17 protein-coding genes are annotated in these 21,260 nt (G+C 73.9%); 10 read left to right on the forward strand and 7 right to left on the reverse strand.

The features are described 5' to 3' along the window. Window positions 1-27 precede the first annotated feature (27 nt). Window positions 28-3,306 (reverse strand): bifunctional lysylphosphatidylglycerol synthetase/lysine--tRNA ligase LysX, encoded by a 3,279-nt coding sequence (lysX, locus tag ACIRPP_RS09765; protein WP_403639562.1) that lies wholly within the window; start codon window positions 3,304-3,306, stop codon window positions 28-30. A gap of 110 nt (window positions 3,307-3,416) precedes the next feature. Here lysX and ACIRPP_RS09770 point away from each other — a divergent pair, with 110 nt between their 5' ends. Continuing rightward, the gene (locus ACIRPP_RS09770; RefSeq protein WP_403639564.1) at window positions 3,417-3,878 is read left to right on the forward strand and encodes a universal stress protein; all 462 of its coding nucleotides are present in this window, start codon (window positions 3,417-3,419) and stop codon (window positions 3,876-3,878) included. Window positions 3,879-3,965: 87 nt separating this feature from the next. On the opposite strand, the gene ACIRPP_RS09775 is transcribed toward ACIRPP_RS09770, so the two are convergent. Next, window positions 3,966-5,117: a CapA family protein gene (locus ACIRPP_RS09775; protein ID WP_403639567.1), complete on the reverse strand. Its 1,152-nt coding sequence runs from the start codon at window positions 5,115-5,117 to the stop codon at window positions 3,966-3,968. 211 nt (window positions 5,118-5,328) lie between these two features. Here ACIRPP_RS09775 and ACIRPP_RS09780 point away from each other — a divergent pair, with 211 nt between their 5' ends. From ACIRPP_RS09780 to ACIRPP_RS09790, 3 genes are all read left to right on the forward strand, one after another. Beyond that, complete coding sequence (locus tag ACIRPP_RS09780) at window positions 5,329-5,874, forward strand: sigma-70 family RNA polymerase sigma factor (protein ID WP_164338335.1); 546 nt, start codon at window positions 5,329-5,331, stop codon at window positions 5,872-5,874. Window positions 5,875-6,011: 137 nt separating this feature from the next. Further along, window positions 6,012-6,530 carry a hypothetical protein gene (locus ACIRPP_RS09785; protein WP_403639570.1) on the forward strand — a complete coding sequence of 173 codons (519 nt, stop codon included), beginning with the start codon at window positions 6,012-6,014 and terminating at the stop codon, window positions 6,528-6,530. Between the two features lie 163 nt (window positions 6,531-6,693). Beyond that, window positions 6,694-7,347, forward strand: a complete 654-nt coding sequence (locus ACIRPP_RS09790; protein WP_403639573.1) for a zf-HC2 domain-containing protein — start codon at window positions 6,694-6,696, stop codon at window positions 7,345-7,347. Between the two features lie 22 nt (window positions 7,348-7,369). On the opposite strand, the gene ACIRPP_RS09795 is transcribed toward ACIRPP_RS09790, so the two are convergent. Together ACIRPP_RS09795 and ACIRPP_RS09800 are read right to left on the reverse strand one after the other, a co-directional pair. Continuing rightward, window positions 7,370-8,233 (reverse strand): Fpg/Nei family DNA glycosylase, encoded by an 864-nt coding sequence (locus ACIRPP_RS09795; RefSeq protein ID WP_403639576.1) that lies wholly within the window; start codon window positions 8,231-8,233, stop codon window positions 7,370-7,372. 33 nt (window positions 8,234-8,266) lie between these two features. Further along, window positions 8,267-10,381 carry a SpoIIE family protein phosphatase gene (locus ACIRPP_RS09800; RefSeq protein ID WP_403639579.1) on the reverse strand — a complete coding sequence of 705 codons (2,115 nt, stop codon included), beginning with the start codon at window positions 10,379-10,381 and terminating at the stop codon, window positions 8,267-8,269. A 246-nt stretch (window positions 10,382-10,627) separates the two neighbouring features. Here ACIRPP_RS09800 and ACIRPP_RS09805 point away from each other — a divergent pair, with 246 nt between their 5' ends. Both ACIRPP_RS09805 and ACIRPP_RS09810 read left to right on the forward strand, forming a co-directional pair. Next, window positions 10,628-12,037 (forward strand): lipase maturation factor family protein, encoded by a 1,410-nt coding sequence (locus tag ACIRPP_RS09805; RefSeq protein ID WP_403639582.1) that lies wholly within the window; start codon window positions 10,628-10,630, stop codon window positions 12,035-12,037. 182 nt (window positions 12,038-12,219) lie between these two features. Then, on the forward strand, window positions 12,220-13,122 hold the full coding sequence (locus tag ACIRPP_RS09810; RefSeq protein ID WP_403639585.1) for an NAD-dependent protein deacetylase: 903 nt from the start codon (window positions 12,220-12,222) through the stop codon (window positions 13,120-13,122). Window positions 13,123-13,211: 89 nt separating this feature from the next. Here ACIRPP_RS09810 and ACIRPP_RS09815 read toward each other — a convergent pair whose 3' ends face one another. Both ACIRPP_RS09815 and ACIRPP_RS09820 read right to left on the reverse strand, forming a co-directional pair. After that, window positions 13,212-13,379, reverse strand: coding sequence for a hypothetical protein (locus tag ACIRPP_RS09815; protein ID WP_192231460.1), 168 nt, complete (start codon window positions 13,377-13,379; stop codon window positions 13,212-13,214). Window positions 13,380-13,487: 108 nt separating this feature from the next. Next, on the reverse strand, window positions 13,488-16,544 hold the full coding sequence (locus tag ACIRPP_RS09820; RefSeq protein WP_403639587.1) for an alpha-mannosidase: 3,057 nt from the start codon (window positions 16,542-16,544) through the stop codon (window positions 13,488-13,490). A gap of 375 nt (window positions 16,545-16,919) precedes the next feature. Between ACIRPP_RS09820 and ACIRPP_RS09825 the strand changes: the two genes are divergently transcribed. The 3 genes from ACIRPP_RS09825 (at window position 16,920) to ACIRPP_RS09835 (ending at window position 20,115) form a co-directional block, all read left to right on the forward strand. Then, entirely contained in the window at window positions 16,920-17,984 is a 1,065-nt protein-coding gene (locus ACIRPP_RS09825) for an alpha/beta hydrolase family protein (protein WP_403639589.1), read from the forward strand. Between the two features lie 125 nt (window positions 17,985-18,109). Then, window positions 18,110-19,489, forward strand: a complete 1,380-nt coding sequence (locus tag ACIRPP_RS09830; RefSeq protein ID WP_403639592.1) for an amidase — start codon at window positions 18,110-18,112, stop codon at window positions 19,487-19,489. 200 nt (window positions 19,490-19,689) lie between these two features. Further along, window positions 19,690-20,115, forward strand: a complete 426-nt coding sequence (locus ACIRPP_RS09835; protein WP_403639595.1) for a VOC family protein — start codon at window positions 19,690-19,692, stop codon at window positions 20,113-20,115. 70 nt (window positions 20,116-20,185) lie between these two features. Here ACIRPP_RS09835 and ACIRPP_RS09840 read toward each other — a convergent pair whose 3' ends face one another. Further along, a complete protein-coding gene (locus ACIRPP_RS09840) occupies window positions 20,186-20,359 on the reverse strand; it encodes a hypothetical protein (protein WP_403639597.1) in 174 nt (57 codons plus the stop codon). 471 nt (window positions 20,360-20,830) lie between these two features. Between ACIRPP_RS09840 and ACIRPP_RS09845 the strand changes: the two genes are divergently transcribed. Beyond that, on the forward strand, window positions 20,831-21,244 hold the full coding sequence (locus ACIRPP_RS09845; RefSeq protein ID WP_403639600.1) for a hypothetical protein: 414 nt from the start codon (window positions 20,831-20,833) through the stop codon (window positions 21,242-21,244). The last annotated feature ends 16 nt before the right edge of the window (window positions 21,245-21,260 follow it).

The raw sequence follows: 21,260 nt of genomic DNA on the forward strand, positions 1-21,260 counted from the left end.
CTCCCGGCCGGTGCGGGCGGGTGCGGGTCAGCGGCGGCGCACCAGGGGGAAAGGCAGCGTCTCGCGGATGGTCAGTCCGGTGAGGAACATGACGAGGCGGTCGACGCCGATGCCGAGGCCGCCGGTGGGCGGCATGGCGTACTCCAGGGCGTCGAGGAAGTCCTCGTCGAGTTCCATCGCCTCGGGGTCGCCGCCCGCGGCGAGCAGGGACTGCGCGGTGAGCCGCCGGCGCTGTTCGACGGGGTCGGTGAGTTCGGAGTAGGCGGTGCCCAGCTCGGTGCCGAAGGCCACCAGGTCCCAGCGTTCGGCGAGCCGCGGGTCGGTGCGGTGCTCGCGGGTCAGGGGGGAGACGTCAGTGGGGAAGTCCTTGTAGAAGGTGGGCAGTTGCGTCTTCTCCTCGACCAGCCGCTCGTACATCTCCAGGACGACGTCGCCGGGGGTGTCGTCGTCGGTGTACGGCACGCCGGCGCGGTCGCAGAGCCGGAGCAGCTCGGGCAGTCCGGTGCCGGGGCCGATCTCCTCGCCGAGTGCCTCGCTGATGGCGCCGTGCACGGTCTTGACGGGCCAGGTGCCGGAGATGTCGTACTCCTTGCCGTCCTTGTGGGCGACCGGGGTGCCGAAGGCGGCGGTCGCGGCGCCCTGGATGAGTTCGCGCACGAGGTCGAGCATCACGTCGTAGTCGGCGTGCGCCTGGTAGGCCTCCAGCATCGTGAACTCGGGGTTGTGCTTGTAGGAGACGCCCTCGTTGCGGAAGGTGCGGCCCATCTCGAAGACCTTCTCCATGCCGCCGACGCACAGCCGCTTCAGGTACAGCTCGGGGGCGATGCGCAGGTACAGGTCGAGGTCGTAGGCGTTGATGTGGGTGGTGAAGGGGCGGGCGTTGGCGCCGCCGTGGATCTGCTGCAGCATCGGCGTCTCGACCTCGAGGAAGCCGCGCTCCAGCAGGCCCTGACGCAGGGCCTGGACGGCGGTGGAGCGGCGCCGGACGACGTCGCGGGCGTCGGGGCTCGCCACCAGGTCGAGGTAGCGGCGGCGCACCCTGGCCTCGGGGTCGGCGAGGCCGCGCCGTTTGTCGGGCAGGGGGCGCAGGCACTTGCCGACGAGCTGCCAGGAGGTGACGAAGACGGTCGGTTCGCCGCTGTCGCTGACCCCGGCGCGGCCGGTGGCGCTGATGTGGTCGCCGATGTCGGTGTCGGCGGTGAAGCGGTCGAGGGCGGCGCCGGAGCCGTCGCGGGTGAGGGCGAGCTGGTGCTGTCCGGACCAGTCCCGCAGGACGACGAAGACGATGCCGCCGAAGTCGCGCACGAGCATGACGCGGCCGGTGACGGTGACGTCCTGGCCGGGCCGGATGCCGGCGAGGGTGTGGGTGCGGGCGGGGACGCCGACGGGGTAGGGGTCGATGCCCTGGGCGCGCAGCCGGTCCAGCTTGCGGTGCCGGACGCGGACCTGGTCGGGCAGGTGGGCGAGGGGGTCGGCGGGCTCGGTCTCGTCCCCTCCGTCGAGGCCGAGCGCCGCCAGGGACGGCAGGCCCTCGGTCGTCGCGGGCCGCTGTCCGGCCCTGGGGCGCCCCTTCTCACGGAGCTCGCGCAGGGACGGCACGCGGACGAACCCCTCGGCGACGGCGGAGGCGAGGCCGACCCGGGCGAGGGAGGCGGCCTCCCCGTAGCAGAGGAAGCGGGGGTACCACTCGGGGTGGTACTTGGCGTTGGAGCGGTACAGCGCCTCCAGCTGCCACCAGCGGGAGAAGAACAGCAGCAGGCGCCGCCAGATCCGCAGCACCGGTCCGGCGCCGATGCGGGCGCCCTCCTCGAACACGGAGCGGAACACGGCGAAGTTGAGGGAGACCCGGCGGACGCCCAGTTTGGGGGCGGCGGCGCACAGTTCGGCGATCATGAACTCGGTGACGCCGTTGGGGGCCTCGCGGTCCCGGCGCATCAGGTCCAGGGAGACGCCGTCGCGGCCCCAGGGGACGAAGGACAGCAGGGCGAGCAGCCGGCCGTCGGCGTCGTGCGCCTCCACCAGGAGGCAGTCGCCGTCGGCGGGGTCGCCGAGGCGGTCCAGGGCCATGGAGAAGCCGCGCTCGGTCTCGGTGTCGCGCCAGGCGTCGGCCTTGTCGACGATCTCCCGCATCTCCTCCTCGGAGAGGGCGGAGTGGCGGCGCACCCGGCAGCCGGCGCCGGTGCGCCGCACCCGGTTGACGGCCTGCCGGGTGACCCGCATGTCCCGTCCGCCGAGGTCGAAGTCGGCGACGTGCAGGATCGCCTCGTCGCCGAGCTGGAGCGCGCCGAGCCCGGCCCGCACGTAGGCGCGGGCGCCCTCCTCGGACGCACCCATCACGGCGGGTGTCCAGGCGTGGCGGCGGGCGACCTCCAGCCAGGCGTCGATGGCGTGCGGCCAGGCCTCGCGGTCGCCGACGGGGTCGCCGCTGCCGAGGCAGACGCCGGTCTCGACGCGGTAGGTGACGGCGGCCTTGCCGCTGGGCGAGAAGACGACGGCCTTGTCCCGGCGGGTGGCGAAGTAGCCGAGGGAGTCCTGATCGCCGTAGGCGCGCAGGAGGGCGCGGATGCGGGTCTCCTCGTCACCGTGCAGGGCGGCTTCCAGGCGCTGGGAGCGGAACAGGGTGGCGGCGGCGTTGAGCAGGGCGAGCGCGCCGAACAGGCCGAGCACGAAGAACAGGGGGCGTGGCGGGCTGCCGTCGAAGGTGTCGGCGGGGACGAGCCCGCCGAGGACGCGGTTGGCGGCCCAGGCCAGGCTCTGGCCGCGCGGGAGGCCGCCGGGGAACAGGGCGACCAGTCCCCAGCCCGCCAGGACGGCGACGACGAGGCCGGCGACCAGGACGGCCAGCGCACGGCGCACGGCGCCGTGCCGGGAGAGGGCGTAGAACTCGCCGCGGGCCACGATCAGCACGGCGAGCGCGACGGCGCAGACGGCGAAGGAGGGGAGGGAGTCGGCGTAGAGGCCGGACGCGATGCCGATCACGTCGGCGAGCAGGAGCAGGCCGAGGTAGACGACCACCAGCCACCAGGCGATCTTCTTGCGGGCGGCGGTCGCGGCGGCCAGCAGGAAGAGGAAGACCGCGTAGGCGAGGTTGGCGCTGACCGGCACCAGGAGCAGTTCCAGCACGTCGATGAGGGGACGCAGCCCGGTGCGCAGGGGCGGGATGACGGCGAGCAGGACGCACAGGATCCCGAGTGCGGCGAAGAAGACCGCGAAGGCCTGGGGGACCCGGCCGGGGAACAGGCGGCCGGGCCGGCGTACCGGCGCCTTGGTGTCCCGGGCCGTACCGGCGTCCACGGTGGCACTCATGTTTCGACTCTAGGAACACCTTCGCCGCCTCGCCCGTCGAGCGGGCGGGGCCGTCGCCGCGCGGGCCGGGACACCGGTGCCCTCGCCGGGGGTCCGATAGCCTCGCACACGTGACGGAATCGCAGGCGCGACGGTTCGAACGGGGTACCGACGGTCCGAAGGTGATCGTGGTGGGGGTGGACGGCTCGGAGTCGTCGATGCGCGCGGCGGCCTATGCCCTGGGGCTGGCCCGGCGGCAGAGCGCGATGCTGGCGGCGGTGTACGTCCGGCCGGTGATGGCGGCGGGGGTGGCGCTCGGGGCGCCGGCGGCGGACGCGACCGACGAGATCGCGGACGAGCTGGTGAGGCAGATCCGGGAGGCGGCGCAGCGGGTGCGGGACCTGTCCGCGCCGCGCTGGCAGTTCCACACGTTCCGTGGCGATCCGTACAACGGCCTGGTGAAGGCGGCCGACGATCTGCGGGCGGACGCGGTGGTCGTGGGCGCGTCGGAGAAGGCGGGGCACCGGTTCGTCGGCTCGGTCGCGGTGCGGCTGGTGAAGACGGGGCGCTGGCCGGTGACGGTGGTGCCGTAGGGCCCGCCCGTCCCCGCCCCGCCGGCCGGTGGCGCGGTGGCGCCGGGGCGGTGCGGGCGGCGGGCGGGCGGGTGCGGGCGGGGGTGCCTACTCCCCCATGACGAGTCCGTCCTGTGCCGCGCCCCGGCTGAGGACGACGGTGCGGATCCGGTCGCGGACGGCCTTCACCTCGGCGCCCCGGTCGAGGGCCCGGTTGAGGTTGACGACGCGCCCGGCGTCCACGTCGAACAGCTGCGGGACGAACTCGGCCCGGGTGACCTGCCAGCGCTCCCCGGGCCGGGCGGGCGGGGCGAAGGTGAACCGGCCCAGTGTGGACTGGTTGCCGCGCGGGTCCTTGATCCCGTCGTGGTTGACCATCTCGCCGGCGATCTGGTCGCCCATGCCGTAGATCACCCAGGTGCCGTTGACCTTCTCGTACGCCTGCGGGACGTGGGCGTGGGTGCCGAGGAGGAGGTCGATGGCGGGGCGCTCGCCGGCGCGGGCGGCGGTGAGGGAACGGGCGAGGGTGATCTGCTGCTCGTCGGGGGCCTCCTGCCATTCGGTGCCCCAGTGCACGGAGACGACGACCACGTCGGCTCCCGCCGTGCGGGCGGCGCGCGCGTCGGCGACGATGCGGGACTCGTCGATGAGGTCGACGGCCCAGGGCTGTCCGGGGGGCAGCGGGATGCCGTTGGTGTCGTAGGTGTAGGCCAGGTGGGCGACCCGGGCGGTGCCCGCACGCAGCACGGTGACCGCGCGGGACTCCTGTTCGGTGCGGGCCGACCCGGCGTGCCGTACGCCCGCGCGGTCGAGGGCGTCCAGGGTGCGGCGGATGCCGTCGGCGCCGTCGTCGAGGGTGTGGTTGGAGGCGGTGGAGCAGCCGTCGTAGCCGGTGGCGGCCAGGCCGCGGGCGACCTCGGGCGGGGACTTGAAGGTGGGGTAGCCGGTGTAGTCGCCGTTCTCGCCGTAGACGGTCTCCATGTGACACAGCGCCAGGTCGGCGCCGGCGACGACGGAGCGGATCCCGGCGAGCATCGGGCGGAAGTCGTGGCCCGTGCCGCCGGCGTCGAAGCGGGCGCGGTCGATGACCGACGTGTGGGGCAGCACGTCCCCGGAGGCGACCAGGGTGAAGCTCCGGGCCGCCGGAGCGGGGGCGGGATGGCCGGATTCCGCCCCTCGGTGGTCCCGGGCCTGACAGGCCGCGCCGGTCGCGAGGACGACGGTCAGGGCCAGGGCCAGCCGTCGACTGCGTGTGAGCATCACTTCACCCCGCTGTAGTCATATTTACGGACAATCAGATACAAATCTGACAGCGGGCTCCTGTCGCTCCGACACGCTCAACAGGCCGTCCGGCGTGCCGGAACGGCCGCCTCAACCGTTCGTCGAACCGTTCGTCGACGCGATCGACCGTCCGCCGCACGCCCCTGTGCGCGCCCTGTCTTCGAGCGGCGCCGTGGGTTGCCATACGGCCATGACGGCCGGAATCACACTCACGAACGGGACCACCGCCGAGCACGAGCTCGCCGCACTGCAGCGCGAGCACGGCCGGCCCCTCTTCGCGCTGCTGCTCCGGCTCTGCGACGGGGACCGGCAGCGCGCGGAGGATCTGGTCCAGGAGACGCTGGTGCGCGCCTGGCAGCACCCCGAGGCCCTGCGCGCGGACGACTTCGACTCGGTGCGGCCCTGGCTGCTCACCGTGGCCCGGCGGCTCGCCATCGACGCCCGACGGGCCCGCCAGGCCCGGCCCGCCGAGGTCGGCGACGCCGTGCTGGAGAACGCCCGCGTCATCTCCGACCACGCCGAGCGGGCCGCCGCCGCCCTCGACGTCCGCGAGGCTGTGAAGACACTCACTCCGGAGCACCGTGAAGTCCTGGTGCTGGTGTACTTCCAGGGGGCGAGTGTGGCGGAAGCCGCGGCGGCCCTCGGCATCCCTGCCGGTACTGTGAAGTCCCGCGCGTTCTACGCGCTGCGCGCCCTGCGCCGGGTGCTTCCGGGATACGCCGCCGACCTGCGGTGAAACCGGCGGCTGAGTCAAACCTCCGTAAAGCGCCTTGCCGATTGCCCCTGTTGAGTAATCGGCTGTCCTCATCCGTGTTCCGGAAACGGGGGCCCGGCTTCGGGCGACGCGCACGTGACGGAGGAAGGCTGGAAGGGATGCTGCACAGAGGTCAAGAGAGCACGGAAGGGCCGGGGGACGGCCAACTCGTCGTCCCCATGGCCTGGTTGTACGCCGAGTACATCGCCGACGAACTGCTGCGCAGCGGCGACCTGATGCCGCCGACGTCCTTCGAGTTCCGGGCCGGCCGGGACGCGCTGGCGCTGACCGTCTTCCTGTCCGACACCGACCGCGAGCTCTCCGGCATCCGGGTGATCACCCAGCTGGAGACCTGGCTGTCGCTGACCGCCTACGACCAGCCGTGGCAGGAGTGGGTGGAAGAGCGCCTGGCCGACCTGTCGGCCGACGCCGCGGCCCGCCGGACACGCCCCGACCCCGACCTGGCGCTGGCCCGGGCCGCCTGGCGCTGGCTCCAGGAGACGGAACTGCTGGCGCCCGACCTCAACGCGGTGCCGGGCGGTGCGGCGGGGGCCGGGGAGGACGAGGGGCCGAAGGTGTGGACTCCGGCCTGGCAGCTGGGACTGCCGCTCGGCCACCTCGCCATCCACCTGTTCTAGACCCGTCTTCCGACCCGGCGGAAAACCGACCAATCCGCGGGCCGGACGGCTCCGAATCCTTTGGTCACGATTCGGTGTGCTGCTTGAGTGATTCCGCTGCCCGGTGCGTACCGGTGGGAGCAAGGAGTAACCCCACCCGCACCCAACGGCACGAGGATTCGGCATGAGGTCCCTGGAAAGGCATCGCGACGTCGGCGCCTATGCGCTCGGCGTGCTGGACGAGGCGGAGGCATTCCGCTTCGAGGACCACCTCATGGAGTGCCCCAGCTGCGCTGCCCAGGTGACCGAATTCGGCCCGGCAACGCGTCAGTTGATGTTGTACCGGCGCTCCACCCCGCGGCTGGTGCACCCCCTGGCCAAGCCGGGGCCCAGGATGCTGGACCGGCTGCTCGCGGAGGTGGCCACCCGCCACCGGGCGGGACGGCGCCGGCTGCTGCTGGCGCTCGCCGCCTCGGTGGTGTTCGCGGTGTCCGCCCCGGCCGTCGCGATCGTGGCCGCCGGCGGCGACGGCGGGTCCGGGAGCGTCGCCGCGACCGACACCCGCACCGGGGTCTGGGCCCAGGTCACCTCCGACGACGAGGCCTGGGGCAGCAGCATCGAGGTGCAGGTCAAGGACGGCGCGGGCCCTCGCACCTGCCACCTGGTCGTGGTGGGCCGCGACGGCTCCGAGGAGACCGTCACCAACTGGCGGGTGCCCGACCGGGACGGCCGGGCGCACACCATGGTCGCCGGCTCCACCCTCCGCTCCACGCAGATCGCCCGCTACGAGGTCCGCACCTCCGAGGGCGAGCACCTGGTCACCCTGCGGCCCCGCTGACACCGCGCCGCCGGGAGGGGCCTCACTTCAGCAGGCGGGAGAGCCTGCGGTCGGCCAGCGGCTTGCCGCCCGTCTGGCAGGTGGGGCAGTACTGCAGCGACGAGTCGCTGAAGGACACCTCGCGGATGGTGTCGCCGCACACCGGGCACGCCTCGCCGGTGCGGCCGTGCACCCGCAGACCGCTCTTCTTCTCCGCCTTCAGCCGGCCCGCCGCGATCCCCCGGGAACGCTCCACCGCCTCGGTGAGGGTGGTGCGCAGCGCCTCGTACAGGCGGGCCGTCTCGGCCTCCGTGAGCGAGGCGGTCGGCTTGAACGGGGACATGCGGGCCGTGTGCAGGATCTCGTCGCTGTAGGCGTTGCCGACGCCCGCGATCAGGCTCTGGTCGCGCAGCGCTCCCTTCAGCTGCCGCCGCTCCCCCGACAGCAGCCCGGCCAGGCGCTCCTCGTCGAAGTCGTCGGCGAGCGGATCGGGGCCCAGGCGTGCGACGCCGGGCACGTCCGCCGGATCCGCCACCACGTACACCGCGAGCCGCTTCTGCGTCCCCGCCTCGGTGAGGTCGAAGCCCGCACCGGTCTCCAGGGCCACACGCAGCGCCAGCGGCCCCTTCCCGGGCCGGGGCGGGCCGCTCGGCAGGGGGTCGCGCCACTGGAGCCAGCCCGCGCGCGCCAGGTGGGTGACGAGGTGCGGGCCGCCGTCCGTCTGAAGCCCCAGGAACTTGCCGTACCGGTGCACGGCGGTGACCTCCCGGCCCTCGACGGCCGACAGGGGCGGGGCGTAGGTCTTCAGGACGCTGACCGCCACGGGCAGCACCCGCACGATCTCGTGGCCGACGAGGTGCTCGGTCAGGAAGTCCTTGAGCGCCTCGACCTCGGGGAGTTCCGGCATACGTCCAGAGTGCCCCATCCGGGGCCGGTGCGGTCAGTCCGGATCCGCCCGCCCGGACACCGAGAACTCGCCCCACACGCATTTGCCGCCGCCCCGCGCCTCCACGCCCCACAGGTCGGTGAGCATGTCCACCAGCAGCAGGCCGCGCCCCGAGACTCCGGCCTCCCCGGCGTCGCGGCGGCGCGGGAGGGCGCTGGAGGAGTCCTCGACCTCCACCCGCAGCCGCCGCTCGGCGCCGGTCAGCAGGCGGAGGGTGACGACCGCCGCGCCCTCGGTGTGCATCAGGGCGTTGGTGATCAGCTCGTCGGCGGCCAGTTCGATCTCGTCGGCGCGGTCGCGTGCCCCCCAGGCGCCGACCGCGGCGCGGATCATGCGCCGGGCCTCGGAGAGCGCCTCGGGATCGCCGGGGGCCACGTGCTGCTGGAGGCGGCCGCCGGAGCGCGGGCTGTCCAGAGGGCGGCGGCGCAGCACCAGCAGGGCCACGTCGTCGTCGCCGCGGCGTTCGTCGGCGACCTCGATGAGCCGGTCGGCGAGGTCACGGACGTCGTCCGGGCCGGTGCTGACGAGCGCGGACAGGGTCTCCATGCCCTCGTCGAGGTCGGTGCCGGGCTGCTCGACCAGCCCGTCGGTGCACAGCAGCAGCGTGTCGCCGGGGTCGAGCTCCATGGTGCCCACCGGGTACTCCAGGCGGCCGAACTCGGCGGACAGCCCCAGTGGCAGCCCGCCCGGCAGGGCCACCCTGCGGCAGGTGCCGTCGGCGCGCCGCACCAGGGGGTCGAGGTGTCCGGCCCGGACCACCTGGAGCACCCCGGTGGACAGGTCCGCCTCGGCGTAGAGGCAGGTCGCTGAGCGGTCGGTGTCGAGTTCGTGCAGGAACACGGAGGCGCGGGCCATCACGGTGGCCGGCGGGTGGCCCTCGGCGGCGTAGGCGCGCAGCACGATCCGCAGCTGGCCCATGACGGCGGCGGCGTGCGTGTCGTGGCCCTGCACGTCGCCGATGACGGCGCCGACCTTGCCGCCGCCCGAGGTGGTCCCCCCGGGCAGCGGGATCAGGTCGTACCAGTCGCCGCCGATGTCCCGGCCGAGCGACCCGCCGAGGGTGGCGCCGCGGTAGCGGACGGCGACGTCGGCCCCGGCGACGCTGGGGATGGTGCGGGGCAGCATGGCCTGCTGGAGCCCCTGGGCGAGGTCCATCTCCTGCTCGTAGAACATGGCCCGCTGGAGGCTCTGGGCGATGCTGCTGCCGAGGGCGACGAGGATGTTGCGTTCCTCCGGCGAGAAGCCGTGCCGGTCGCTGTAGAGCAGGCCCATCGCGCCGATCGGCCGGGCCTGCACGATGAGCGGCAGATAGGCCGCCGACGTCACGTTCAGACCGCCGAGGTGCGGCCACAGCAGCGGGTAGCGCTCGGCGAACTCCTCCGGGGATTCGATGAAGCACGGGCCGAGGGTCCGTACCGCCTCGCTCATCGGGTACGCCTCCTCGATCCCGGTGACCCGGGTGCCCGGCACGAAGCTGCCGACGGGTCCCTCGGCGATCAGCCGGATGCGGCCCGCCTCGACCAGGCCCATGACGAGGCTCGTCGCCCCCAGGTGGATGAGGCCGTGGGTGTCCTTGAGGACGTCGATGACGTCCTGCACGGTGCGGGCGTGGGCGAGGGCGGCGGTGGTGAGCTGGACGACATTGGTCTGCTCGCGGCGGGCGTCCTCCTGGGCGGTCTGCTCGCGCCGGGCGGTGCTGTCCCTGAGTTCCTCGGTCGCGTCCCGCACGATGCCGATGATGCGGCGGGGCCGGCCGGTCGCGTCGCGGCGGATGTAGCCCTGGGTGTGCGTCCAGCGCAGGCTGCCGTCGCGGCGGCGGAGACGGAAGTAGGCGCCGTAGTTCTCGCTGCCGTCCTTCAGCGCCTGGGAGACGGCCGCGTCCAGCCGCTGGGCCTCGGCGGGCGGCACCCGGTCCGACAGCGTGCCGGGGCGGTCGTCGTACTCCTCGGGCAGCACGTCGAAGATCTCGCGGGCCTGGGCGTCCATCTGCATCACGCCGGTGTCCAGGTCCCAGTCGAAGCTGCCCATGCGGTTGAGCGCCAGAATGGGGTCCGGGTGGTCCGGCCAGTCGTCCGGGAGTGACAGCACGCCCGCTCCCCGATCAGCCATGGGGCCACCTTGCCAGGATTCACCCGAATCTTCGACCGCTGCGCGGGGTACGAAGGGGGCGCGCCGCGGGCGGCCCGGGGCCATCGTGTCCGGGCCCGCCGGTGACGACGGGCGGCGGCGCGGGCCCCGCCCGTTTTCACCCGCGCGGGTGACCCGTTCCGCGTGGTGGCCGCCGGAGGCGCCGGGGCGTGGCGTACGACGGAGCGTCCGTGGCGCCGAGCGGGACGTCGGAGGGAGGGCGCGGCCGTGGAGTGGTTCACCGCGACCGAGTACTGGCTGAGCCGGGAGCTCTTCCAGCGGGCACTGGCCGCGCTGTACGGCGTCGCCTTCCTGACGGCGGCGCTGCAGTTCCGGGCGCTGACGGGCGAGCGCGGGATGCTGCCGGTGCCCCGGTTCGTGGCGCGGGTGCCGTTCCGCCGGTCGCCGAGCCTGTTCCACCTGTACTACTCGGACCGCTTCTTCGCCGCCGTGGCCTGGGCCGGCTGCGCGGTGTCGGCGGCCCTGCTCGCCGGGCTGGGCTCCGTGGTGCCGCTGTGGGCCGCGATGCTGCTGTGGCTGGTGCCGTGGCTGCTGTACCTGTCGATCGTCAACGTGGGGCAGACCTGGTACGCGTTCGGCTGGGAGTCGCTGCTGCTGGAGGTCGGGTTCCTCGCCGTGCTCCTGGGCAACGACGAGGTGGCACCGCCGGTGGTGGTGCTGTTCCTGCTGCGGTGGGTGCTGTTCCGGGTGGAGTTCGGCGCGGGACTGATCAAGATGCGGGGCGACGCGTGCTGGCGGAACCTGACCTGCCTCTACCACCATCACGAGACGCAGCCGATGCCCGGCCCGCTGAGCCGGTTCTTCCACCACCTGCCCCGGCCGCTGCACCGGGTGGAGGCGGCCGCCAACCACGTCACCCAACTGGTGGTGCCGTTCCTGCTGTTCGCTCCGCAGCCGGTCGCCTCGGCCGCCGCCGCGCTGATGATCCTCACCCAGCTGTGGCTGGTGCTGTCGGGCAACTTCGCCTGGCTGAACTGGATCACCATCGTGCTGGCCCTCTCCGCCCTGCACCTGCCGTCCGACGCGCCGCGGGTGCCGGATCCCCCGCTGTGGTACGTGGTGGTCGTCCTCGCGGTGTCGGCGCTGCTCCTCCTGCTCAGCCTCCGCCCGGTCCGCAACATGGTCTCCCGCCGCCAGGTGATGAACCGCTCCTTCGACCCGCTGCACCTGGTCAACACCTACGGCGCCTTCGGCAGCGTGAGCCGGGTGCGCTACGAGGTGGTCATCGAGGGCACCTCGGCGGCGACGCCCGGGGCGGACGCGGACTGGCGGGCGTACGAGTTCCGCGGCAAGCCGGGCGACCCACGGCGCCGGCCGCGCCAGTTCGCCCCGTACCACCTGCGGCTCGACTGGCTGATGTGGTTCGCCGCGCTGTCGCCGGCCTACGCCGAGCCGTGGTTCGGCGGGCTGGTGGAGCGGCTGCTCGCGGGCGACCGGGACACGCTGCGGCTGCTGCGCGCTTCCCCGTTCCCGCCGGACGCGCCGCCCCGGTACGTCCGCGCCCGGCTGTTCCGCTACCGCTTCAGCACGCGGCGGGAGCTGCGGGAGACGGGCGCCTGGTGGCAGCGGACGTACGTCCGCGACTTCCTGCCGCCCACCCGGCTCGCGGACGTCTAGGCGGTTCTTGTTCGGATCACCGGGCGGAACGGAGGAAGGCGCCTGCGATTCCCCGGCCGCCGATGCGGCGACGGGTGCCGGTGCGGCGACCGCCTCGGCTCCGTGAGGGCCGACTGCCTCACCCACGCGTCGCTCACCGACGTCACGGCGGCCCGGGGTGCGGCGTTGCGTACCCTGGCGGAATGCGGATGCGTCCCACCCTGAGCTGGACCCCGACCGGGGAGCTGCCGCCGGCCGCCACGGACCTGGAGGCGGTCGCCGGTGCGCTGAGCCGCGGCGGCGTGCTGGTGCTCAGCGGCGCGGGTCTCTCCACGGAGTCGGGCATCCCCGACTACCGGGGTGCGGGCGGCAGCCTGAGCCGGCACACCCCGATGACGTACCAGGACTTCGTCGCCGGGGCCGGGGCGCGGCGCCGCTACTGGGCCCGCAGCCACCTCGGCCGGCGCACCTTCGTCCGGGCCCGCCCCAACGCCGGGCACCGCGCCGTGGAGGCGTTCTCCCGGCACGGTCTGCTCTCGGGCGTGATCACGCAGAACGTCGACGGTCTGCACCAGGCCGCCGGCAGCGACGACGTCGTGGAACTCCACGGCAGCCTGGACCGGGTCGTCTGCCTCTCCTGCGGTGCCTTCAGCACCCGGGAGGAGCTGGCCGCACGCCTGGACGAGGCCAACCCCGGGTTCGACCCGGTGGCCGCCGCGATCAACCCGGACGGTGACGCCGACCTCACCGACGAACAGGTCAAGGATTTCACGGTGGTGCCGTGCACCGTCTGCGGCGGTGTCCTCAAACCGGACGTGGTGTTCTTCGGTGAGGCGGTTCCGCCCCAGCGGGTCGAGCACTGCCGCGCGCTGGTGCGCCGGGCGTCCTCCCTGCTGGTGCTCGGTTCCTCCCTGACGGTCATGTCCGGTCTCCGGTTCGTCCGCCAGGCGGAGCGGGCCGGCACACCGGTGCTGATCATCAACCGGGACCCGACCCGCGGCGACGGGCACGCCGTCACCCGGGTCGCGCTCCCGCTGGGCGCCGCCCTCACCACCGTCGCCGCCCGGCTCGGTATCCCGCTCGACGCCGGGCCGGCGGACACCTGACGCATCGCGTGATGCGTTCTCGATACCTCAAGACCGCACGAGCGCGGGCCTGGTGACGTTTGCGTCACCAGGCCCGTGGACGAGGGTGGTCAGCGTCTGCGGGGCATGCCCGCCCCGACGCCGGCCACGTGGAGGGCCAGGGCGGTCAGCCCCAGCAGCATGATGTTGACCGACGAGAACACGTCGTTGGTGCCGATGTCCGCCGCGTTGATCAGGAAAGAGATGAAGAACAGTACGGCCGCCACGATGCCCAGCATGCGAGCTCCTCTCCTAGGGTGAACTCCCGTATGCCCGGCCGTCGCGATTGCAGTCAACGCACGGACGATTGAGGGGCGGAGCGGCCACGCAGGGGTGCACTCGGTCGCTCACGCCGCCGCACAGGGCTGGGCCGGCGCCCCCTGGGCCCGCCGCAGCCGCAGTGTCATCAGTTCGAACGGGCGCAGGCGGACGGCGATCCGGTCGCCGTCGAGATGGACGTCGGGGGCGTCCGGCAGGGGGCGTTCCAGCAGGTCGGTCGCCTGCACGCCGCTCGCCGGGAACCCGGTGGTGAGCACGGCGGCGGCCCGGCCGCCGTGGGCCTCGTGGAAGCGGACGACGACGTCACCGCTTCCGTCGTCGGCCAGCTTGACGGCGGTGATCACGACCGCTTCCTGATCGGCCGTCACCAGCGGGGCGACGGGCCCGGCCCCGGGGCGCCGTCGCGGCGGGAGGTTGATCCGCCAGCCCTCGCGGACCGCGTCCCCGATGCCGGCCCCCGGCACCAGGGCGTGCCGGAAGCGGTGCACGCCCTGGTCGGTCTCCGGGTCGGGGAACCGCGGGGCGCGCAGCAGGGACACCCGCACGGTGGTGGTCGTGCCGCGGTCGCCGCCGGTGCGGACGGTCCGGGTGACGTCGTGGCCGTAGGTCGAGTCGTTGACGACGGCCACGCCCCAGCCGGGTTCCTCCAGGTGCACGAAGCGGTGGTTGCACACCTCGAACCGGGCCGCATCCCAGGAGGTGTTGGTGTGCGTCGGCCGGTGGACGTGCCCGAACTGGGTCTCGGAGGCGCAGCGTTCGGCGTGCACGTCGAGCGGGAAGGCCAGCTTGAGGAACTTCTCCGTCTCGTGCCAGTCGACCTCGGTGTCGACGACCAGCCGCCGCTCCCCGGGCGGGAGGGAGAGCACCTGGGTGACCCGGGAGCCGTCGCCGAAGGAGCGCGTGATCCGCACCGAGGCGCCGTCGGTACCGGCGGTGACCTCGTCGGCGTCGGTGAGGTCGGTGACGGTGTTGCGGTAGAAGGCGTCGACGTCCCAGGCGTCCCACATGTTCGGCAGGTCGGGATGCAGTTGGAGCAGATTGCCCGCGCGGCCGGGTGCGATCGTCTCGCGGTCCGCCGCGAGGTCGAGGACCGACACGAGCAGGCCGTCGGCGTCGATGCCCGCCCGCAGCAGGCCGTTGTCCAGGACGTATCCGCCGCCGTCCCGCTCGGTGAGGTGCGTGCGCCCCTGTTCGGCGGGGGTGGCCGCCCCGCCCGCGGGGACGCCGGAGCGGGCGTGGGGGGCGGCGTTGAAGAGGAGGTCGGTGGTGCCGTCCCCGGCGAGGGCGCGCTGGGCGGCGTCGATGATGCCGTCGAGTTCGGCGGCGATCCGCGCGTAGGTGGCGCGGGCCTCGCGGTGCACCCAGGCGATGGAGGAGCCGGGCAGGATGTCGTGGAACTGGTGCAGCAGCACGGTCTTCCAGATCCGGTCCAGTGCCGCGTGCGGGTAGGGGGATCCGGTGCGCACGGCGGCCGTGGCCGCCCACAGTTCCGCCTCGCGCAGCAGGTGTTCGCTGCGGCGGTTGCCCTGCTTGGTGCCGGCCTGGCTGGTGAGGGTGGCCCGGTGCAGTTCGAGGTAGAGCTCGCCGACCCACACGGGCGCCTCGGGGTACTCGGCCTCGGCCCGGGCGAAGAAGGCGGCCGGGGTCTCCCAGGTGACGGTCGGCGATCCTTCCAGGTCGTGCAGGCGGGCGGCCTTGGCGACCATCTCCCGGGTGGTGCCGCCGCCCCCGTCGCCCCAGCCGGTGGGGGCCAGGGAGTGGCGGGCGGCGCCCTTGTCGCGGAAGTTACGGGCGGCGTGCGCGATCTCCCGTCCCGTCATGGCGCAGTTGTAGGTGTCGACGGGCGGGAAGTGGGTGAAGATCCGGGTGCCGTCGATGCCCTCCCAGTGGAAGGTGTGGTGCGGGAAGGCGTTGGTGCGTGACCAGGAGATCTTCTGGGTGAGCAGGTACCGGGTGCCGGCCGCGCGCAGGATCTGCGGCAGACCGGCGGCGAAGCCGAAGGTGTCCGGCAGCCACGCCTCGGTGTTCTCGATGCCGAACTCGTCGAGGAAGAAGCGCTTGCCGTGCACGAACTGGCGGGCCATCGCCTCGGATCCGGGCATGTTGGTGTCCGACTCCACCCACATGCCGCCCGCCGGCACGAACCGCCCGTCGGCGACCGCCTTCTTCACCCGCGCCCACACCTCAGGCCGGTGCTCCTTGACCCACGCCCACTGCTGGGCCTGGGACATGGCGAAGACGAAATCGGGCTCGTCGTCCAGCAGCGCGGTCATGTTGGCGGCCGTCCGGGCGACCTTGCGCACGGTCTCGCGCAACGGCCACAGCCACGCCGAGTCGATGTGGGCGTGCCCCACCGCGCTGACGCGGTGCGCGGAGGGCGCGGCGGGAGCGGCGAGCACGGTGGTGAGCCGTTCGCGGGCCCGTGCGGCCGTGCCGTTGACGTCCTGGAGGTCGACGGCGTCGAGGGCGGCCTCCACCGCGCGGAGGATGTCGTGGCGCCGGTGCCCGTCGGCGGGCAGTTCGGCCATGAGCTCGCCGAGCACCTCCAGGTCCATGACCAGTTCCCACACGGTGGTGTCGAAGACGGCGAGATCCATCCGGGCGAGGGTGTACTGCGGCTCGTCACCGGCGGTCGCGAGGTCTCCGAGGGGGGTGGGCCGGAAGGCGGGCCGGCCGAGGATCACGGGGTTGGCGGCGGCCTCGACGTACAGGTCCACCCGCTCCCCGCCCCGGGCCGGTGCGGCGATCCGGACCCACTGGTTGAGCGGGTTCAGCCCCTTCACCGGGCTGCCGTCGGGGCGGTGCACGAGGCCCTCGCACTGGAAGCCGGGCATGGCCCCGTCGAAGCCGAGGTCCAGGACCGCCTCGACGGTCCGCCCGGCCCAGGCGTCGGGGATGGTGCCGGTGACCCGGAACCAGCTGGTGCCCCACGGGACGCCCCAGCGGGTGCCCACCGCGACGGGTTCGTAGGCGGCCGCGAGGCCCTCGGGGACCGGCACGGGTTCGCCCGGGACGTGCCAGACCGCCACGTCCAGCGGGACGGACTCGGGGTGGACGGCGGGGCGGATGCGCTCGTCGAGGACCCGCCTGAGGCGGGCCTCGACCAGGGTGCGGTCGTCATGCATGCGGGGCGCTCCGGGGGTCGCGGGGCTCGGGCCGGCGGTGGGGGCCGACGAGGAGTACTGCTCCCCCGCGGCCCGGGGTTCGAACCGCGCCCGGCGGCGGGAGCCCGGGCGGGGGTGCGGAGTGCGGGGTGCGCGCGAGGTGCGCGCGATCCGGGCCCGCCGGGACACCGGTGCGGGGTGCAACCCGGACCCGCCGGGACACCGGTGCGGGGCGCAACCCGGACCCGCCACCACACCCGCCCGGGGCACGGCCCCGGACCCGCCGCCACACCAGCGCGGAACGTGGTCCGGACCCGCCGCCACACCGGCGCCGAGCGCCGCCCCCGCCGCCCGTCGCCCTGCACAGGACAGGCCGCACGGGACATAATCGTCCTCATGCGGTCGAAGCGCACCGTCTGTGCCGTCGCCGGAGCGCTGCTGGTCCTGACGGCCGGCTGTACCGGCGGCGGGGGCGAGGCCGCGCCGGCTCCGGTCTCCGCACGCTCCGCCACCGGGGACGGGGAGGCGGACGGCTCGGCGGCCCCCTCCCCGTCCGCCTCCCCGTCCGCCTCCCCGTCCGCCTCTGCGCGGGCCGACCCGGTGTCGATCCCGGCGCTGATCGAGCGGGAGCAGACCGGTTCCGGTCTGCGGCTCGGCAGGGTGCTGGCCCGCACCTCCGCCTACACCCGGTACGCCGTCACCTACGAGGCCAACGGCCTCACCGTCTCCGGCGTGATGAACATCCCCGAGGGCGACGGGCCGTTCCCCGCGCTGGTGCTCGCGCACGGCTACATCGACCCCGACGTCTATGTCACCGGGCAGGGCATGCCGCGCGAGCACGACCTCCTCGCCCGCAGCGGCTACGTGGTCCTGCACGTCGACTACCGCAATCACGCCGGCTCCGACAAGGACCCCGACAACGACGTCGGTCTGCGGCTCGGCTACACCGAGGACGTCATCGGCGCCGCCCTGGCCCTGCGCGCCTGGGGCCGTGCCGAGGTCGACACCGGCCGTATCGGCCTGTTCGGCCGGTCGATGGGCGGCGGGGTCGTCTACAACGCGCTGGTGGTGGCGCCCGGGCTGTTCGACGCGGCCGTCGCCCACGCGCCGGTGAGCGGGCGGCCCGAGGAGAACCTGGACCACTTCCAGCGGCCCGACGGTGATCCGGTCGTCGAGCGGATCGAGGCCGAGCACGGCACGCCCGGGGAGAACCCGGAGTTCTGGCGCCAGGTGTCCCCGCTGACCCATGCCGCCCGGGCCGCCGACCCGCTGCAGATCCATCACGGCACGGCCGACGACACCTGCCCGCCGAGGTGGTCCCGGGAGGCCGCCGCCGCGTTCGAGGCGGCCGGGGCGGACGTCGAGCTGCGCACCTATGCCGGTGAGGGGCACACCTTCGGGCCGCGGTGGCGGGAGTCGATGGACGTCACGATGGACTTCTTCGCACGGCATCTGCGCTGACCCGCCCCCGCCGCGTCCCGGTCCGGGGTGCGGGACGATCTCGACGCGGGGGCGTCCGGCGGGGCACAGTGGCCCTGCGTACCCCCCGGTACGCCCCGTCCCCTCCGTACCCCGAGGAGCCGAAGTTGACCAGTTGGGCCGGCCGGACCGCCGTCGAGATCGCCACCGCCGTACGGGAGAAGCGGGTCACGCCGCGCGAGGTCGTCGCGGACCACCTGGCGCGCATCGAGCGGCTCGACGGGCGGGTGGGCGCGTTCCGGGTCGTGCGGGCGGAGGCGGCCCTGGCGGAGGCCGACGAGGTGGCCGCCCGCGCCGATCTGGCGGAACTGCCGCTGGCCGGGGTGCCCGTGGCGGTCAAGGACAACCTCGCCGTGCGTGGCGAGAGCATGCGCGTGGGCTCCGCGGCCACCCCGGACACGCCCGCCGGGCAGGACCACGAGACGGTGGCCCGCCTGCGGGCGGCGGGCGCGGTGGTGGTGGGGCTGACGCATGTGCCGGAGCTGTGCGTGTTCGGCACCACGGACGGGGTGCACGGCACCTCCCGCAACCCGTGGGACCCGGCCCGCAGCGCGGGCGGCTCGTCGGGCGGCAGTGCCGCGGCGGTCGCCGCCGGGATGGTGCCCCTCGCGCTCGGCAACGATGGTATGGGGTCGCTGCGGATCCCGGCCGCCAACTGCGGTCTGGTCACCATCAAGCCGGGCCTCGGGGTGGTTCCCGCGGGCATCGGCGACGGCGACTGGTTCGGCCTGTCGGAGAACGGACCGCTCGCCACGACCGTGGAGGACACCCGCCTGATGCTGGCGGTGCTGGCCGGTACCGGGGCACCCTCCGAAGCCGGGGACGCGGGCGCGCCCGACGCCGGGCCGGGCACCTTGCGGATCGCGGTGTCCCTGCGCAGCCCGCTGCTGGGCGCCACGGTGTCCAAGCCGTACGCTGCGGCCGTGCGGGAGGCCGCCGGGGCGTTGATCAAGGCGGGTCACCAGGTGCGGCGCGCCGATCCGCCGTACCCGGTGTCGCTCGGCACGACGGCCCTGGCCCACTGGGCGGCGGGCACGGCCGTGGACGCGCGCGGCCTGGAGAAGCGGCTGCTGACCCGGCGCACCCGGGTGCACGCGGCGATCGGCCGGCGCTGTGAGCGCTCCGTGCGCTCCGGCACCGGCCGGGAGCGGCTGCGCGAGCGGCTGGAGCCGTTCTTCGGCGAGTACGACGTGCTGCTCACCCCGGCCCTCGCCCGCCGCTCGCCGAAGGCGGGCCCGTGGCACGAGCGGGGCTGGCTGCGCAATGTGGCCGCCAACTCGTCGTACTCGCCGATGACTCCGCCGTGGAACCTGACGGGCTGGCCCGCGATGTCCGTGCCGTTCGGCGCGCTGCCCTCGGGGGCGCCCTGCGCGGTGCAGCTGGTGGGCGGGCCGGGGGCCGAGGAGGTGCTGCTGGAGCTGGCGCGGCAGCTGGAGGAGCGGCACCCGTGGCGGCGGACGGCCCCGCTCGCGGAGGCCGACCGGTAATCGCCTTGCCGTGGTCCGAAACGGGCGTCTAATCTCAGTCGCATGACTGCCGGGTCGGCCGAGAGCCGTACACAGAAGGTGCGCCCGGCCCTGGCGTGAGCCCGGGGCGGGGCCGCGACCCGCCCGTTCCTCCGTGTTCCTTTCCCGCCGCGCCCGAGCGTGGCCCCACCCATGGAATCGACACCCGGAGAGCACCGGCCATGCCTGCAGCACAACCCTCGCACCCGACCGAACTGCCCACCACCATCGCCCACTTGAACCACACCGTGGTGTTCGCCCGGGACCGGCGGCTGTCCGCCGACTTCCTCGCGGCCGTCCTCGGCCTGGAGGTGGGCGCCCCGTTCGGGCCGTTCCTGCCCGTGGACCTGGGCAACGGCGTCACGCTCGACTACCACGAGATGCTCGACGAGCGGGTCCAGCCCCAGCACTACGCGTTCCTGGTCCCGGAGGAGGCGTTCGACGCGATGATCGCGCGTCTGGAGACGCTCGGGGTCACGTACTACGCGGACCCGCGTCACACGGAGCCGGGTCGGGTCAACACCCTCTTCGGCGGCCGGGGCGCCTACTTCGACGACCCGGACGGCCACAACATGGAGATCATGACCCGGCCCTACGTCCGGCCCTGACCGGTACGGCTGGTCCGCAGGGGCGTGCGTCCGGCACGCCCCTGCGCCGGGCGGGGGGAAGGGGCGGGTGTCAGTCGACGCTGGGCAGGATGTGGGGCTCGGCGAGGTCGTCCTCGTAGCCCGCGAGGCGGATCGGGGCCGACCGGGCCCACACGTCGAGGCTGCACAGCTCGCCGCTGCGGCGGCGGGCCCGCTCGGGCCGTTCCTTGGGGCGCTCTTCGGTAGTCGTCTTCTCCGGTGTCACCGCGCACTCCTTATGTGTCGGTCACCCTGGGGACGTGCTGCGCCGGCTCCTGCGCCTGCGCCCGCCGCCCGTCCGGGCATGTGAGAAAAGCCGTTCGGACGCGGTGGCGCCGGTCGTACGAGGGAAGAGCTGGCCGTTGTGAACCGGCTTGTCCCAGACGGACCGTGGGTGTGGGTAGGACCCCGTGTGCTGTCCGTCCGGCTCAGATTAACCAAATGAGCGGCCACGCGCTCGATGGGGCTCGAAACTCGCGGTAACAATCGCGCGTCGGACCCATGTCAACGCACCTCAATATGCTCCTATTTCACCATTGATTCCCCCGCGGTCCGTCACCCGAACGGACTACAGGGCGTCGACATGTGCGGAGAGGTCACCTGGTCATGGCGCCGTTCACGTCCCGTTGGCCCGCCCGCAAGCACGCCATGGTCTGCTGCCGTTCGGCAACGGCCGTCTCGCTGGGAGGACCGGCGCATGGAACTGCGCGGTGTCGAGGAGCTGATGGACCTGCTGCACGCCTGCCGGGACCCCGGCGGCACAGGGGCCGAAGGGTCCGGGCACGCCCTGCGGGCCGCCGCGCTGCTGCGCCGCGCCCGACCCGCGGACAAGGAACTCCAGGTGGCGGCCCTGGTGCGGCCCGTGGGCCGGCTGCTGGGGCCTGGTGACCCCGCCGCGCGTACGGCCGACGCGGTGCGCCCGCTGCTCGGCGCGCGGGTGGCGGACCTGGTCCGGCGGCACCCGTCCGCGGGGGCCGACGACCTCCTCGCCCTGCGCGCGGCGGACGAGGAGGCCCGCACCGCCTGCTTCGATCCCGGTGTCCTGGAGGACTGGCGCACGGTGCTGGAGCTGCTGGCCGCGCGCGAGTCACGGCCCGCGGCGCCCGGCTGACGGTCCGTCGGGCCGC

This window comes from Streptomyces sp. NPDC101219 (assembly GCF_044767675.1).
Classification (GTDB): domain Bacteria; phylum Actinomycetota; class Actinomycetes; order Streptomycetales; family Streptomycetaceae; genus Streptomyces.